Source organism: Synergistaceae bacterium, assembly GCA_012521675.1.
GTDB lineage: Bacteria > Synergistota > Synergistia > Synergistales > Aminobacteriaceae > JAAYLU01.
On sequence record JAAYLU010000058.1, the window covers coordinates 1 to 14,491 of the forward strand.

Here is a 14,491-nt window from a genome sequence, read left to right on the forward strand (position 1 = left end):
CGGTCCGACGCCGGGGTAGTCCAGTCCTGCTGCGACCGAGTGGACCGGGGCGGGATCTCCTTTCTCGTCGAAGAGGACGTAGGTATTGAAGCCGTGCACGACTCCGGGGGTCCCCACGCAGAGGGTGGCGGCGTGCGCGCCTATTCCGAACTGCAGGCCCTTGCCGGCGGGCTCGACCCCGGTTATAGCAACCTCTTTATCGTCCAGAAAGCCGGAGAAGATGCCGATCGCGTTGCTTCCGCCCCCGACGCACGCGACGACCTCGTCGGGCAACCGTCCCTCGCGTTCGAGGATCTGCGCCCTGGCCTCCCGACCTATCACGCTCTGGAAGTAGCGCACGATCTCCGGGTACGGAGCGGGGCCGACCACCGATCCCAGGAGGTAGAAGGCGTCCGTTTCCTCCATCCAGGCGTCGAGGGCTGCGTCGACGGCCTCCTTCAGCGTCGCCTGGCCGTCGTGCACCGGCTGGACCTTGGTGCCGAGCGCCTTCATGCGCGATACGTTAGGGCCCTGGCGCTCCACGTCGACGGCTCCCATGTAGACGGTGCACTCCATTCCCATGAGGGCGGCCGCCGTGGCGCTGGCGGTTCCGTGCATTCCCGCGCCAGTCTCGGCGATCAGGCGTGTCTTGCCCATCTTTTTTGCCAGCAGTGCTTGGCCCAGCGCGTTGTTGATCTTGTGGGCGCCGGTGTGATTAAGGTCCTCCCTCTTCAGGAAGAGGCGTCCGCCACTCAGCTCCCCGGCGAGGTTGACGCACTCCGTGATGGCCGATGGCCTGCCGACGTACTCCTTCAGCAGCTTGTCCAGCTCCCTCTGAAAGCCGGCGTCCCCAACGGCGTCGTCAAACGCTCTCTCCAGTTCTTCGAGCAGCCCGGTGATCCCCTCCGGCACGAATCTGCCGCCGTAATCCCCGTAGTACCCGCGTTTTGTCTGTCCTATTCCCGTCCGTGTCATCTTCTTTTCCTCCTTTGGTTAAAGTCAGTGGTGCTTGTTTTGAAAAACAAAAGGGCCGTCTACACGACGGCCCTGTAAAACCATACAAAAAGGGCCGCAGGAAAAATTCATCCCGCGGCCCCCTGGAAACAGGTCAAAGGCGGCGGGACCCTAGGGCCACCACCACCACGCGTTATTCATGTTGAAAATCCGATCCGGGTTCTTCGATATTTTTTTCATGCGGCGACAATATCACGGCGAAGCAGTCCTGTCAATACCTTTTTCGACGACCATTCCAACTTTTTTACCAAAAGACTGCTATAATCCTACATGGAACGAGGTACGAGGCATGGAAGCACCATGCGGGGCGGAGTGCTTGGCTGAAAGGGTGAGGAAATGGAGACTGCGGTCAAAAGTCAGCCCCTTTTTTTGTTGTTCACAGTCGGTGACAGACGGTTCGCTCTTCCGGCCGAGGAGATCGAGCGCGTGCTGGCAGCGGTCGAGATAATCCCCCTTCCCGATTCCCCTGCGTTTATCAGAGGGGTTGTAAACTATGGCGGCAGGCTTGTCCCGGTGTTCGACCTCAGGGTTCGTTTCGGCATGCCGATGCGCAGAGTTCTTCCAAGCGACTTCATGATACTTGTCAGCAGGGAAGCGCCCGAAGACTATGAGGAGGAAGAACTTTTCATATTTCTCGTCGATCATGTGGAGGGTGTATTCCCCCTGTCGATCGAGAGAGTGTCGTTCCCCGACGACGAGGACGGGCAGCAAGCGGGCTTGATGGCCGGAGACGAGAGCGTGGTCTGTGTGAGGACCGCGGACTCTCTCTTTTCCATCCCGGATGTCGGGCGGAGAGCGGACGATCCGGAGCTTCCAGCGGAGGGCGAGTGACCGTGACCCTGAAGCCGCAGCCCGAGGCACCCCGCGAACTTGAAGGGACTCTGGACCAAATTGCGGTCAAGGCCGAGTCGCGGATGGGAATGGCTCGCACGAAGATCAACAGGGGCGACCTTTGGCGAGTCGTTCAGGCCTTGGCGGCACGCGAGAAAATCTCCCCCGGGCAGTACGCGGGGCTCCTGTTGAGGAACGGATTCTCGGAGAGAGTCCTCCGGGAGCTGGGGGAGCGCATAACGATCGGGGAGACCTACTTCTTCCGCGAGCCGAGGACGTTGAGCGCCTTCCAGGAACTGGTGGTGGAAGACTTTTTAGCGGACGAAGAGCGAGAGGAGATCAGAGTGTGGTGCGCCGGCTGCAGCACCGGCGAGGAGGTCTACACGATCGCAATAGTCCTCCATCGTTCGCTCTTCGGATGCGCGAAAAAAAGGATCTCGGTGCTGGGGACGGATATCAACCTTCCAGCCCTGGAAAAGGCACGAAAGGGCGTCTACTCCGGCTGGTCGTTCCGAGGGGTGCCCGAGGAGGACGAGAGGGCTTATTTCGACAAGTTGGAGGACGGCAAATGGGGCGTCAAACCCGGTTTCCGCAGAGGAACCTACTTCTCCTGGCTCAATCTCGCGGACGAGGAATGGTCTCCGTGGAGCGACGCCTCTCCCCCGGACGTCATATTTTGCAGGAATGTCCTTATTTATTTTTCCGAGGAACGGGTCAAGAGCACGCTGGAGCGCTTTCATTCGCTTTTGCCCTGCTGCGGCTGGCTGATACTCGCTCCGTGCGAGGCCTACGACTCGCTCTCCCCGCTATTCACTCCCGTATGTCATGACGGAGTGACTCTTTATCGAAAGCTTCCTTCGCATGGGGAACGAGGCGACGAGCAGGTGCCGGAGCGGCCGGCTGTCTGCTCGGACGGGACTGACGATCCGTGCGAGGAGTCAGTGGAGGAAAAACCATTCCTTCCCGCTGCCTCCGGAAGGCCGGAGACAGAGCCTTCGGTGGCGATCGAGGACGAGTATTCACTTGAAGGCTGTCTGAAGAACGCCCGCCACCTTGCCAATATCGGAAAGGTTGGCGACGCGATGGACTGGGTGGACAGGGCCTTTGAGATAGACGGATCGTCCCCCGAGGCCTTCTACTTGGCCGGGCTGATCTTCTCGGAACTGAGTGACGAGAGGCAGGCTGTCTCATCTCTGAGACGGGCTGTGTACCTTGCCCCCAATTTCGCCCTTGCCCACTACGGGCTGGGCGGATTTGCGCTAAGGGCCGGGAAAAATGAGGAGGCGGACCGTCACTTTCGAAACGCCGAGGAGGCGCTGTCATCCCTTCCGTACGACGCATTGCTTTGGGGCGAGAACGGGGTTACCGCGGGGGAGCTCCTGCAGACTGTCAGGAACATAAGAAGGCCGTGAGGCAACTCTCCCGGCACAGGGCGGTGAAGTGAAGAGTGGAGCCGAAGCTGAACAGTGACAAAGTGGACCGGATGGACCTCATCCTGAAACAGAGGGCGGAGAGGCTCGCCAAGGAGCCTCCGAAGGGATGGGAGGAACGGAAGGACCTGGTGGAGGTCGTAGAGTTCCGCCTCGGCGACGAGCGCTTCGTGGTCGCCTCGACGAGCGTGGGGGAGGTCCTTCGGTCCGAAGAGCCGTCGGTCGTGCCCTGCACCCCGCCTTACGTCGCTGGGATGGTGAACCTGCGGGGGCGAATAGTAACGGTCATCGATCTCAAGCGCCTGTTCGGGCTGCAGGGCAAGGGAAAAAGCGAGGAGAGACGAGTAGTGGTCCTGCGTTCCGGCGATCTGGAAGTCGGTCTGTTGGTGGACTCCCTCGAGGGCATGCGCAACATCCTTTTCGGCGATCTTCGCCCGCCCCTTCCGGCGATGGTCGGCGCCTACGCTGCCTATGTTATTGGATTGGAGGCTGAAGGCGCCGTGGTCCTTGACGGGGAGAGGATTCTTCGGGATGATTCACTTATTGTGGACGACAGAGTTTAAATCCGGGAGGTATAGATGATGAGGAAACCGAAGATTGACAGCATTGAAAACAAACTGGCTTTTGCCTTCAGCACAGTGGTGCTTATCGCCTTTCTCCTGGGCCTGACCGGAACCATGGGGGCAAATCGTCTTTCAAACCTCATAAAGAACATCGCCTCGAACCGTTTCGAGGATATGCGTTCCCTGGCGACTTTGAACTATGAGCGCGTCCTGGTGCGGACCCAGGCTTACGAGGCCCTGCTGGCCAAGGACAAGCCGCACCGCGACCAGGAGCTTAAAAATATCATAGGAAGGCGCAAGGGCAGCTTGAACAGGGTGGAGGTCGGATGGGAGACTCTTCTTTCCTCTCCTCGCTACTCGGAGAAGGAGAAGGAGCACCTTGAGGACCTGATGAAGCATTACGCCAAGTGGCTGAACATAAACAACAGCTTTACCGCGCTTCTCGAGAGAATCGTCGATGCGGGCACCGAGAAGGAGAAGGCCGAGCTGTTCAGTGAATGCGAGGAGATGTCCAAAGAGCTGGTGGTCGCCTCCGATCTCATGGGAGACGCGTTTCTCCTGCTGACCTACGACAACAACAGGGTCACCAAACAGATCGTCGAGGAAGGCCTGAAAGCGGCCGAGGTCTCAAGGAACCTCTCCTTCGCCACCATGTTTCTGGGAGTCTTCGTCACGATAATCATAACGGTCGGGCTGACGCGCAGCCTCATCCGCCCGATAAACGCCTCCGTCGCTCTCTTGACCCGCCTCAGGGACGGCGATCTGCGAATGGACATCTCCCCGGACATTCTATCAAGGGGGGACGAGCTCGGAGACCTCGCCAAGGCCGTCCAGGAGCTTACGATCAGCCTCAGGGAGCAGATAGCGTCGATGAAGGAGATGGCGGTGGCCCTTGCGAAGGCGACTTCCGAGATATCCGAGTCGGTCTCATCGGTGACAGCCGCGGCGCAGGAGGCGGGGGCGGCGGTGGTGCAGACCTCCGCGACAATCGAGGAGGTCCGCACGACGGCGGAGGTCACGAGCAAGAGGAGCAGCAAGGTCGCGGAGAGCGCCCAGCAGGGGCTCCAGGAGATGCAGCGAGGCAAGGTCTCGACCGAGACCCTGTTCAGCGGGATAAAGCTGATTCGGGAGAGGATGACCTCCATCGCCGAGACGATAATCCAGCTGAGCGAGCAGAGCCAGGAGGTCGGCGAGATAACGGGAACGGTGGAGGATCTGGCGGAGCAGTCCAACCTGCTGGCCATCAATGCCGCGGTCGAGGCAGCCAAGGCCGGCGACCAGGGACGAGGCTTCTCCGTTGTTGCCCAGGAGATAAAGAGCCTCGCCGAACAGTCCAAGCAGTCGGCGAAGGAGGTCCAGCGCATCCTCCGCGACATCCAGAAGGCCACCAGCGCCTCCGTGATGGCCATAGAGCAGGGATCCAAGGCCGTCGAGGAGGGTGCGCAGGACGCTGCGCCCTCGCAGGAGCTGATACAGAAGATAACGAGCAACTTCGTCGAGTCGGCTCAGTCCGCCGCTCAGATAGCGGCAGCTAACAACGAGCTGCTGGCAGGGATCGACCAGGTGACCCAGGCCATGGAGAGCATAAAAGCAGGAGGCGAGCACAACGTGGTCAGGATGAAGGAGCTGGAGGCGTCCTCGGCGGGACTTCGCGAGATGGGGCAAAAACTCTCGATCCTCGTAGAAGGCTACCTGGTCTGACCGAAAAAGGACTCTGAACCGACCTCATGAGTTTAATAGACAGGGATTTTTTGGAGGAGCTGCGCAGTGACTACGTCCCAGAGGCCGAGGAGTACATTCAGGCCTTGGTCTCCGGGCTGCTGGAGCTCGAAAAGCGCCCTGAATCGGCTAATGAATGTGTTGAGAAGCTGTTCAGAGCGGCACACAGCCTTAAAGGCGCGTCCCAGGCGGTGATGCTGCCCGGGATTTCGTCCATTTGCCAGGTGATCGAAAGCGTCTTCTCAAAGGTAAAGAAAGATGCGCTCAAGCTCTCCCCCGAGGGCTTCGACGTGCTCCAGCGGGCCGTGGACGTCATTTCGCGGATGGCGGTCTCCACGGACGACGGGAACGATGAGGAGGTCAGACGGCTGGTGGAGGAGATAGAGGGGCTTATGCAGCTCGAAACCGCCCCGCCCGGCGAGGCGGTGTTACCTGCGACCGCAGTCGCGGACGAGCCCCGGGAGGAGAGGCCTTCAGGGGTCGGGGCGCCTGTTCCTGAGGAGGCGCCCGGGCCGGAAAGAAAGCAGCCCGCACAGGCGCCGAGGGCGTCCGACCAGCCCAGGAGCGCAGCTCGTGAGACCGTCAGGGTGGCGTCCTCGAAGCTCGACTCCCTGCTGCTGAAGACCCAGGAGCTGCTGACGGTGAACCTCGCCCTTGCGGTGCGCATGGAGGACGTCCACGACCTTGTCAGCCTTCAGACCGAGCTGGAGAGGGAGTGGGATCTGGCCGTTTCCTCTCTTAAGCGGGATGGAAAGAGCGATGAGAGAGCGCTTGCGAAAGTCTCCGAGTTCCTTCGCTCCGGCAGGAGACGCTTGAGGAAGATCCGCGAGAAACTGCGCAAAATGGAGAACTCTCTTCGCTCGGACCAACGCCTCGTGGGAGGAATGACCAACGAGTTGATGGACGATGCCCGATCGGCGGCGATGCTGCCCTTTTCCTCCTTGCTCTCCGCTTTTCCGAAGATCGCCAGGGACCTGGGGCGCGATCTCCTCAAAGAGGTCGACGTCGTGATAGAAGGCGATGGCATAGAGGTCGACAAACGCATACTCGAGGGGATAAAGGACCCCCTTGTTCACCTGGTGAGGAACAGCGTGGATCACGGCATGGAGCGCCCCGAGGAAAGGCTGTCCTCGGGGAAGCCCTCCGTCGGGAAACTGTCGATATCCGTCTCCCAGGCCGACGGCGGCAGGGTAGAGGTCCTGGTGCAGGACGACGGCAGGGGCATTGACCCGCAAAAGCTGCGCCAGAGGGCGATCAGGATGGGCGCCGTATCTGTGGACGAGGCGGAGCTCATGGACGACGCGGTGGCCCTGGATCTGATATTTCGCTCGGGCTTCTCCACCAGTTCCGTGGTGACCGGGGTCTCCGGGCGAGGGCTCGGCATGGCCATAGTCCGCGAGGGAGTGGAATCCCTCGGCGGAAGGGTGGCGATCGACTCCAAGCCCGGGGTCGGGACATCCTTCCGACTCACTCTGCCCTTGGCCCTGGCGACCTTCCGGGGAGTCCTGGTCGAGGAGTGGGACGAGCTCTTGGTCATACCGTCGCCCAGCCTGAAGAGGGTGGGCAGAGTGGCGATCTCCGAGATCAAGAGGATCGGCAGGAAGGAGAGCATAACTGTCGATGGCGTCCCGACGGCCCTGACGCGTCTCGGTCACATATTGGAACTTGAGGAGCCAGAGAGAACGGAGGCTCCGGATAAGATCACGTTCGTGGTCATGGAGTTCGGGGGCGTCTTCGGCGCCTTCGTGGTGGACAGAGTCATGGATGAGCGAGAGATACTGCTCAAGCCCTTCGGCAGGCAGCTCGCCAGGGTGAGAAACGTCTCGGGAGCGACAGTGCTTGGATCGGGCAGGGTGGTGCCGGTGCTGAACCCGGCCGACATCATTCGTTCGTTGCAAGGAACGGCCGAAGGAAGGCGCCTGCTGACCGATATCGTAGACGAGAGGGAACAGGACAGAGTGCTGGTCGTCGAGGATTCGATAACATCCCGCACCCTTTTGAGGAACATCCTGTCGGCGGCCGGCTACGATGTAAGGACCGCCGCCGACGGCCGGGAGGCCTGGGATATCCTCTCCGCGGACTCATTCGACGCCGTCGTGTCCGACGTGGAGATGCCCCGGATGAACGGCCTCGAGCTCACTGCCAAAATTCGTTCGGACCCTGTCAGGACGGACCTTCCAGTGCTTCTCGTGACCTCTCTCGAATCCGAGGAAGACAGGCGGAGGGGCGCGGAGGTGGGTGCCGACGCTTACGTGGTGAAAAGCGGCTTTGATCATGAGAGACTGCTGGAGGCGCTGCGGCGCCTTCTGTAAGATGGGGGAAGCACTGTATGGCTAAAGTTCTGATAGTCGATGATTCCGCCATACTGCGGAGACTGCTCAAGAGAATCCTGAGCGACGACCCGGACCTTTTCGTCGTAGGCGCCGTCGAGAGCGGCGAAGAGGCCCTGCGCTTCCTGGAGGAGAACGCAGTTGACGTGATCACAATGGACATTCACATGCCGGGAATGGACGGTTTCGAGACGACCCGCAGGATAATGGAGTCGTCCGATCCGAAGCCGGTGGTGATCGTCAGCTCGCACTGGGACCCGATCGAGATAGAGAAGACCTTCGAGGCGATGGACGCTGGCGCCGTGGCGATACTCGCAAAGCCGACCGACGTCGTCCTGGACGAGTCCGATTATGCCGCCGAGTTTCTGAGAACCGTCAAAGAGGCGTCGATTTTGACAGTTCGGCCAATAAAAAGGAGAAAAAGCCCTTACGGCGGAACTCCGGCTGTCGAAGGCGCCTCGCGTGACGACGCATTTCAGCGAGCTATCACCGGGCAAAAAAAGAGAGTCTCCCTGGTGGTCGTCGGTGCTTCCACCGGGGGGCCCAACTCCATCTCGGAGTTCCTCGGGCGTTTTACAGCCGGATTCCCGTACCCCATCCTGGTGGTTCAGCATATGGCGAAGGGCTTCACGGCGGGGCTCGCGGACTGGTTGAACAGGACGACCCCTCTTCCCGTGCAGGTCGCCCAGGACGGACAGAGGCCGGAGAGCGGCATAGTCTACATAGCTCCGGAGGACCTGCACCTATGCCTTGGAGGCGATGGAGAGCTGGTCCTGATGGACGATCCGCCCGAGCACCTTGTCCGTCCGTCCGTGTCGCGACTGTTCAGAAGCGTCGCCTCCGTTCATAAAGGGGAGGTCGCGGCTGTACTGCTGTCCGGAATGGGGAAGGACGGCGCGGTCGAGATGAAGGCGCTGCGCGACATGGGGGCGGTCACCTTCGCCCAGGACAAGGAGAGCTCCGTAGTATGGGGAATGCCGGGGGAGGCGGTGCGGCTGGGTGCGGTGGATTACGTAGGCACTCCCACCTTCCTCGCCTCTATCCTGCAGGACGTGCTTGAGCGCCCGGAACGCCCGGAGTTGCTCGAGTCGTTGATGAACGGCCTTTCCGGTTGACCTTTTTCGCATCACTGGCTATAATGTCGCAAGCTTGAACGGAAAACGCGATGATGCGGAAGGCCCTGGTCAGGACCGCTGCCAGAGAGGGGAGCCCGAAGGCTGAGAGGCCCCCCGGCGGGGACGAAAGGCGCAAAGACCGAGGAGCGGGGGTGGAAACGGTCCCTTGGGACCGACAGTACATCCACGGGAGACGCCCGTCACAGCGTCCGAGGCGGGGCGCATTCAAGCGCCCAAGCAGGGTGGTACCGCGAGACATGTATGGCTCGTCCCTTCAGGGGGGCGAGCTTTTTTTCATACGAATAGAAAGAGGGCGCGTAAAATGCGAGAAGGGCTTACAATAAACGAGCGAGGGAGTCTCGTGTTCGGGGGATGGGACGTGTCCGAGCTGTCCGAGCGCTTCGGCACCCCTCTCTACGTCCTCTCCGAGGAGGCGGTCAGGGGCAGGTGCGCGCAGATCAGGGAGTCGTTTCTTCGAAGATGGGAGAATGTCTCGGCCGTATACGCGGGCAAGGCCTTCCTGACCCTCGCCATGTGCAGGATAGTTCAGTTCGAGGGGCTGGGGCTGGATCTCGTCTCGGGAGGCGAGCTCTACGTCGCTCGGTCCGCCGGCTTCCCGCTGAAGAACGCCTTTCTCCACGGAAACGGAAAGACGGTTGAGGAGCTGTCGACGGCCCTGTCGGCGGGAGTGGGCCGCATCGTGGTCGATGGCCTGTCGGAGCTGGAGGCCTTGGAGGAGGCCGCCGCCTCGGCGAAGAAGAGGGCAGACATCCTGCTGAGGGTGTCGCCCGGGGTCGATCCTCGCACCCACAGGCATATAATCACCGGGCACGCCGGCTCGAAGTTCGGCTTCCCGGCGGCGGGCGATTTGCTGGGCGAGGCCGTGGAGCGTGCAATGAGCTCCGATCGCGTAAGGCTGAGAGGTTTCCATTTCCACATAGGTTCGCAGATCTTCGAGAATGACTCGCACGTGATGTCCGTCGAGATTTTGACCGATCTGATGGCGGGCTTCAGGAGGGACCTCGGCCTCGTCACCGAGGAGCTGAACATGGGCGGGGGCTTCGGCGTCGACTTCTCATTGGAGGGGAGGACGCCGCGCATAGAGGAGTTCACCGACCCGATGATGTCCTGCTTGGAGGAGAGTTGCCGCTCGCACGGCATGGATCGTCCTCACGTGACGATCGAGCCGGGCCGCTGGATAGTCTCCGAGGCTGGCATCACCCTGTACAGTGTGCAGACTGTGAAAAGGGTCGGCGACATGACCTACGCGGCGGTCGACGGGGGGATGGCGGACAACCCGAGGCCCTCCCTGTACGGGGCTAAGTACCGGGCTGTCGCGGCAGGGAGGATGAACGACGATCCCACCGAGACGGTGACGTTGGCGGGAAAATGCTGCGAATCGGGTGACATACTCGTCGAGGGCATGAGGACTCCCCCCCTTGAGAGGGGGGACCTGGTCGCGGTGCTCAACACCGGCGCCTATAACTTCTCGATGGCGAGCAACTACAACAGGCTGCCCCGGCCCGCTGTGGTTCTGGCGAGCGAGGGCAGGGCGGACGTGATAGTCGCCCGGCAGAGTTACGAGGATCTGCTTCTGGGGGAGAGCATCCCCGATCACCTGGCTTGAACGGGCCGCGCCGGTTCTGTGCGGCCCGATGCAGCAAACAACAGCAAAAGGAGGTAGTAAGGGTAATGAGAAAAGTTGTGGCGTTGTTTTTGGTTCTGATGTTGATGGCGGTGGCTGGTGCGGCATCCGGAGACGAGACTATAAGAATAGGTCACACTGTGTCGCTGACCGGAGGGGCCTCCATGTGGGGGCAGTCGGAGGCCAGGGCTCTGGACATGCTGGCGAAGAGGATCAACGAAGCGGGCGGGGTTCTGGGCAAGCAGATAGAGTTCGTCCGCTACGACAACAGGAACGACGGTGTCGAGTCGGTGAACGTTGCCAGGCGTCTGGTCACGGACGACGTCGTCGCGGTGATAGGACCGGCTCAGAGCGGCAACGCGATAGCCTCGGCGCCTGTGTTCGAGAGGGCGCAGATACCGATGGTAGTGACGACCGCGACCAATCCCTACGTCACCATCGACCAGAGGACCGACGAGGTCCGCCGCTTCTCCTTCCGCCCCTGCTTCATCGACCCGTTCCAGGGCACGGTCGCGGCGCGGTTCGCGATAACCGACCTGGGCGCGAGGAGGGGGGCCGTCCTTTACGACGTCGGCTCGGACTACGGGCAGTGGCTCGCCCGCTACTTCGAGGAGGCGTTTGTGGCCAAGGACGGAGAGATAGTCGCAAGGGAGGCTTTCAGGACGGAGGAGCTTGACTATCGCGCTCAGCTGGGCAAGATCAAGGAGCTCGCTCCCGACGTAATCTTCATCCCCACCAGCCAGAAGGAGGCCGCGATGGCTGCGAAGCAGGCCCGCGACCTGGGCATAGAGGCGATCCTGCTGGGCACCGACAACTGGGGCAGCCCCGACCTGATAGAGCTGGGCGGCAGCGCCATAGACGGCGGCTACTTCGTCAACCTGACCGACCTGGCCGACCCGGACATACAGGAGTTCGTGCAGGAGTACAAGGAGCTGTTCGGCGAGGAGCCGGTGCTTCCCAACCCGGTCATGGCCCAGGACGCGCTTCTGATGATAGTGGACGCCCTGAACAGGACGGGCGGCGAGACAGGGGAGGCTCTGGCGGACGCCATAGCCAACACGAAGGACCTCAAGGTCACCAGCGGAGTGCTGACCGTCGACCCGGCGGATCACAACCCGCTGGACAAGCCGGCAGTGATCCAGCAGGTGGACGTTGAGAACGCGGAGTTCAAGTTCGTCAAGAAGTACGTATCGGTCGAGGACTGATCATATCGCGGGGCGGGGGGTCTCCCTCGCCCCGTAAAAAGAAAGTGTGAGCCGTATTGTTCCTTCAGACTCTGATAACGGGCCTCTCGATCGGGGGCATCTACTCCCTGATGGCTGTGGGCTACTCTCTGGTCTTCAGCGTTCTTAACTTCAGCAACTTCGCCCACGGCGCGGTGATCATGCTCGGTGCTTACGTAGGGCTCGCCCTTGCCACCAAGCTGAACCTGGGGCTCGGGCTGGTGTTGGCCGGAAGCGTCGCGGGCGCTGGGATAATCGCGGTGCTGAACGAGAGATTGGCCTACTCCGTTCTGCGCAGGAGAAAGGCCCCGTCTCTCTACCTTATGATAAGCGCCATGGGTTGCTCCGTCTTCCTGGAGAACATGGTCTATGCGACCATCGGCTCCCGCTTTTACGCATTTCCCGAGTTCTTCGGCCGCCAGGTAGTCACCCTGTGGGGAAGCAGTCTCAGCCTGCTGGACATGGGAGCCTTTCTCTTCTCGATACTTGCGATATGGGGGCTGCACCTCTTCATCGGGAGCACAAAAACCGGGATAGCGATCCGGGCCGGTGTGTCGGACATGACCATGTGCTCCCTTATGGGCGTCGACCTCGACAGGCTGATAGCGGTGGTCTTCCTGCTGGCTGGGGGCTTCGCCGGGGTTGCAGGGGTCTTTCTCGGTATAAAATACCTCGTCTACCCTACCATGGGGTGGGTGACCAACAAGGCCTACATCGCCGCCGTGATAGGCGGACTCGGCAGCCTGCCGGGCGCCCTGGCCGGCGGGCTGATCCTCGGGGTGGTGGAGACCTTCGTGTCCACCTACGTCTCCAGCATCATGAGGGACGTCTTCAGCTTCTCGCTGCTCGTTGCCTTCCTGGTGATGCGCCCCGATGGACTGTTCGGCCGAGGCGGAGAGGAGAAGGTCTGATATGGACTATATTCTTTCCATAGTCGTACTGGGCGGGATAAACATGATAGCTGTGCTAGGCCTGTCTATCTTCACCGGCTTCACGGGACTCTTCTCCCTCGGGCACGCGGCGTTCGTCGCGGTGGGGGCCTACACATCGGCGGTGTTGACCTACTACTACTTCGTGAACTACTACCTCGCGCTGGCGGCGGGAGCCCTGGCGGCGGGGGCCGCCAGCCTGATAATCGGCACCCCGACGCTACGGGCAAAGCTGCGCAGCGACTACTTCGCGATCGCAGTGCTTGGATTCGGCGAGGCGCTTCGCGTGCTGCTGGAGAATCTGGAGATCACCAACGGCGCGCGAGGTCTGCCGGGGATCGACGGCTTCACGACGTTGCCCGTTGTCGCGGTGTGCCTCGCGGGTGGCGTGCTGGTGGCCAGGAACTTCCTGCGCTCCAGGTGGGGGGTCGCGTGCATCGCGATAAGGGAGGACCCGGTCGCGGCGGAGACGGCCGGAGTGCGCCTCTTCAGGACGAGACTGCTATCGCTGGTGGTCAGCGCTGTCTACTGCGGTCTGTCCGGTGGACTGCTGGCCCACTTCCTCTCGTTCATACAGCCCCAGATGTTCACCCTGGTCCAGTCCACGCAGCTGCTCGCGGCTGTGATAGCCGGTGGCATGGGCAGCATCTCCGGCCCGCTGATAGCCTCCTTCGTCTTCATAGCCCTGCCCGAGGCCCTAAGGGTTGCGCAGATGTGGCGTCTCGTGGCCTACGGGCTGCTGCTGGTGCTGATAATGGCCTTCCGACCCCAGGGGCTCCTGGGTTACTCGGAGCTGTCGTCGCTCTTCCGATCAAGGCGGAGAGCCGCAAAGGAGGGGGAAGGATCATGAGCGACCACGGCGCGCTTCTCTCCGTGTCCGGGTTGACGAGGGACTTCGGCGGCATAAGGGCGGTCGACTCTCTCTCCTTTGACGTGCACGAAGGCTCTATCACGGGGATCATAGGGCCCAACGGCGCGGGCAAGACGACCGTCTTCAACCTGATCACCGGCCTGTGCAGGCCCACCTCGGGAGCGGTTCTGTTCAAGGGTGCGGAGATAGGGGGCGGACGACCGGACGCGATAGTTCGAAAGGGGATCGCGAGGACCTTCCAGAACATACGGCTGTTCAACAGGCGCACCTGCCTGGAGAACGTGCTGACCCCTCTCTTCCAGAGGGAGAGCTGCGGCTTCGTTTGCTCGCTTCTCGGGCTTCCAAGCGCGCGAAGGCTGGAGAGGGAACTGACCGAAAAGGCGCGCACCCTGCTGAGGACCCTGGGGCTGGAGGGCTACGCCGGGGCGGAGGCCGGGACTCTTCCCTACGGGCTCCAGAGGAAGCTCGAGATAGCGAGGGCGCTCGCCACCGAGCCGACCCTGCTTCTGCTGGACGAACCCGCCGCCGGGATGAACCCGGACGAGACGCGCCGCCTCGCCGACCTGATCGCGGAGGTACGCGAGATGTTCGGCATCACGGTGCTCCTGATAGAACACCACATGGACCTGGTGATGAACATCTGCTCTCCCATAGTGGTGATGAACTTCGGCGCGCTGCTCGCGACCGGATCGCCGGACGAGGTCAGGGCGAACCCGGAGGTCGTGGCCGCCTACCTGGGAGCGGGGAGGGGACGATGAAGGCACTTGACGTCGATAGCATGAGCGTGCACCACGGAGCGGTACACGCGGTACGGGGCATATCATTCTCGGTCGGTGAGGGAG

The 14,491-nt window shown here is 61.6% G+C and carries 12 protein-coding genes; 11 read left to right on the forward strand and 1 reads right to left on the reverse strand.

Annotated features, from left to right (window positions below; translation table 11 throughout):
• A partial coding sequence (gene trpB, locus GX181_05880) for a tryptophan synthase subunit beta (GenBank protein NLM71468.1) occupies positions 1–954 on the reverse strand: 954 nt, incomplete at its 3' end.
• A gap of 411 nt (positions 955–1,365) precedes the next feature.
• Between trpB and GX181_05885 the strand changes: the two genes are divergently transcribed.
• The 11 genes from GX181_05885 to GX181_05935 all read left to right on the forward strand — a co-directional run bounded on the left by GX181_05885 (position 1,366) and on the right by GX181_05935 (position 14,407).
• On the forward strand, positions 1,366–1,824 hold the full coding sequence (locus tag GX181_05885; protein NLM71469.1) for a chemotaxis protein CheW: 459 nt from the start codon (positions 1,366–1,368) through the stop codon (positions 1,822–1,824).
• A 2-nt stretch (positions 1,825–1,826) separates the two neighbouring features.
• Entirely contained in the window at positions 1,827–3,236 is a 1,410-nt protein-coding gene (locus GX181_05890; GenBank protein NLM71470.1) for a hypothetical protein, read from the forward strand.
• A 35-nt stretch (positions 3,237–3,271) separates the two neighbouring features.
• The gene (locus tag GX181_05895) at positions 3,272–3,817 is read left to right on the forward strand and encodes a chemotaxis protein CheW (protein ID NLM71471.1); all 546 of its coding nucleotides are present in this window, start codon (positions 3,272–3,274) and stop codon (positions 3,815–3,817) included.
• Between the two features lie 18 nt (positions 3,818–3,835).
• Complete coding sequence (locus GX181_05900) at positions 3,836–5,518, forward strand: methyl-accepting chemotaxis protein (GenBank protein NLM71472.1); 1,683 nt, start codon at positions 3,836–3,838, stop codon at positions 5,516–5,518.
• Positions 5,519–5,544: 26 nt separating this feature from the next.
• Entirely contained in the window at positions 5,545–7,848 is a 2,304-nt protein-coding gene (locus GX181_05905; protein ID NLM71473.1) for a response regulator, read from the forward strand.
• A 17-nt stretch (positions 7,849–7,865) separates the two neighbouring features.
• Entirely contained in the window at positions 7,866–8,981 is a 1,116-nt protein-coding gene (cheB, locus tag GX181_05910) for a chemotaxis-specific protein-glutamate methyltransferase CheB (GenBank protein ID NLM71474.1), read from the forward strand.
• 322 nt (positions 8,982–9,303) lie between these two features.
• Positions 9,304–10,608 carry a diaminopimelate decarboxylase gene (lysA, locus tag GX181_05915; protein ID NLM71475.1) on the forward strand — a complete coding sequence of 435 codons (1,305 nt, stop codon included), beginning with the start codon at positions 9,304–9,306 and terminating at the stop codon, positions 10,606–10,608.
• A 65-nt stretch (positions 10,609–10,673) separates the two neighbouring features.
• Positions 10,674–11,831: an ABC transporter substrate-binding protein gene (locus GX181_05920; protein ID NLM71476.1), complete on the forward strand. Its 1,158-nt coding sequence runs from the start codon at positions 10,674–10,676 to the stop codon at positions 11,829–11,831.
• A gap of 56 nt (positions 11,832–11,887) precedes the next feature.
• Positions 11,888–12,760 carry a branched-chain amino acid ABC transporter permease gene (locus tag GX181_05925; protein ID NLM71477.1) on the forward strand — a complete coding sequence of 291 codons (873 nt, stop codon included), beginning with the start codon at positions 11,888–11,890 and terminating at the stop codon, positions 12,758–12,760.
• 1 nt (position 12,761) lies between these two features.
• Positions 12,762–13,628: a branched-chain amino acid ABC transporter permease gene (locus GX181_05930; protein ID NLM71478.1), complete on the forward strand. Its 867-nt coding sequence runs from the start codon at positions 12,762–12,764 to the stop codon at positions 13,626–13,628.
• Positions 13,625–14,407 carry an ABC transporter ATP-binding protein gene (locus GX181_05935; protein ID NLM71479.1) on the forward strand — a complete coding sequence of 261 codons (783 nt, stop codon included), beginning with the start codon at positions 13,625–13,627 and terminating at the stop codon, positions 14,405–14,407. The genes GX181_05930 and GX181_05935 overlap by 4 nt, the downstream gene beginning before the upstream one ends.
• The last annotated feature ends 84 nt before the right edge of the window (positions 14,408–14,491 follow it).

Excerpts from the sequence above, each read along its gene's own strand:
- GX181_05905 (NLM71473.1), top strand. The coding sequence starts at position 5,545 with ATGAGTTTAATAGACAGGGATTTTTTGGAGGAGCTGCGCAGTGACTAC.
- GX181_05930 (NLM71478.1), top strand. The coding sequence starts at position 12,762 with ATGGACTATATTCTTTCCATAGTCGTACTGGGCGGGATAAACATGATA.
- GX181_05900 (NLM71472.1), top strand. The coding sequence starts at position 3,836 with ATGAGGAAACCGAAGATTGACAGCATTGAAAACAAACTGGCTTTTGCC.
- GX181_05920 (NLM71476.1), top strand. The coding sequence starts at position 10,674 with ATGAGAAAAGTTGTGGCGTTGTTTTTGGTTCTGATGTTGATGGCGGTG.
- lysA (NLM71475.1), top strand. The coding sequence starts at position 9,304 with ATGCGAGAAGGGCTTACAATAAACGAGCGAGGGAGTCTCGTGTTCGGG.
- cheB (NLM71474.1), top strand. The coding sequence starts at position 7,866 with ATGGCTAAAGTTCTGATAGTCGATGATTCCGCCATACTGCGGAGACTG.
- GX181_05935 (NLM71479.1), top strand. The coding sequence starts at position 13,625 with ATGAGCGACCACGGCGCGCTTCTCTCCGTGTCCGGGTTGACGAGGGAC.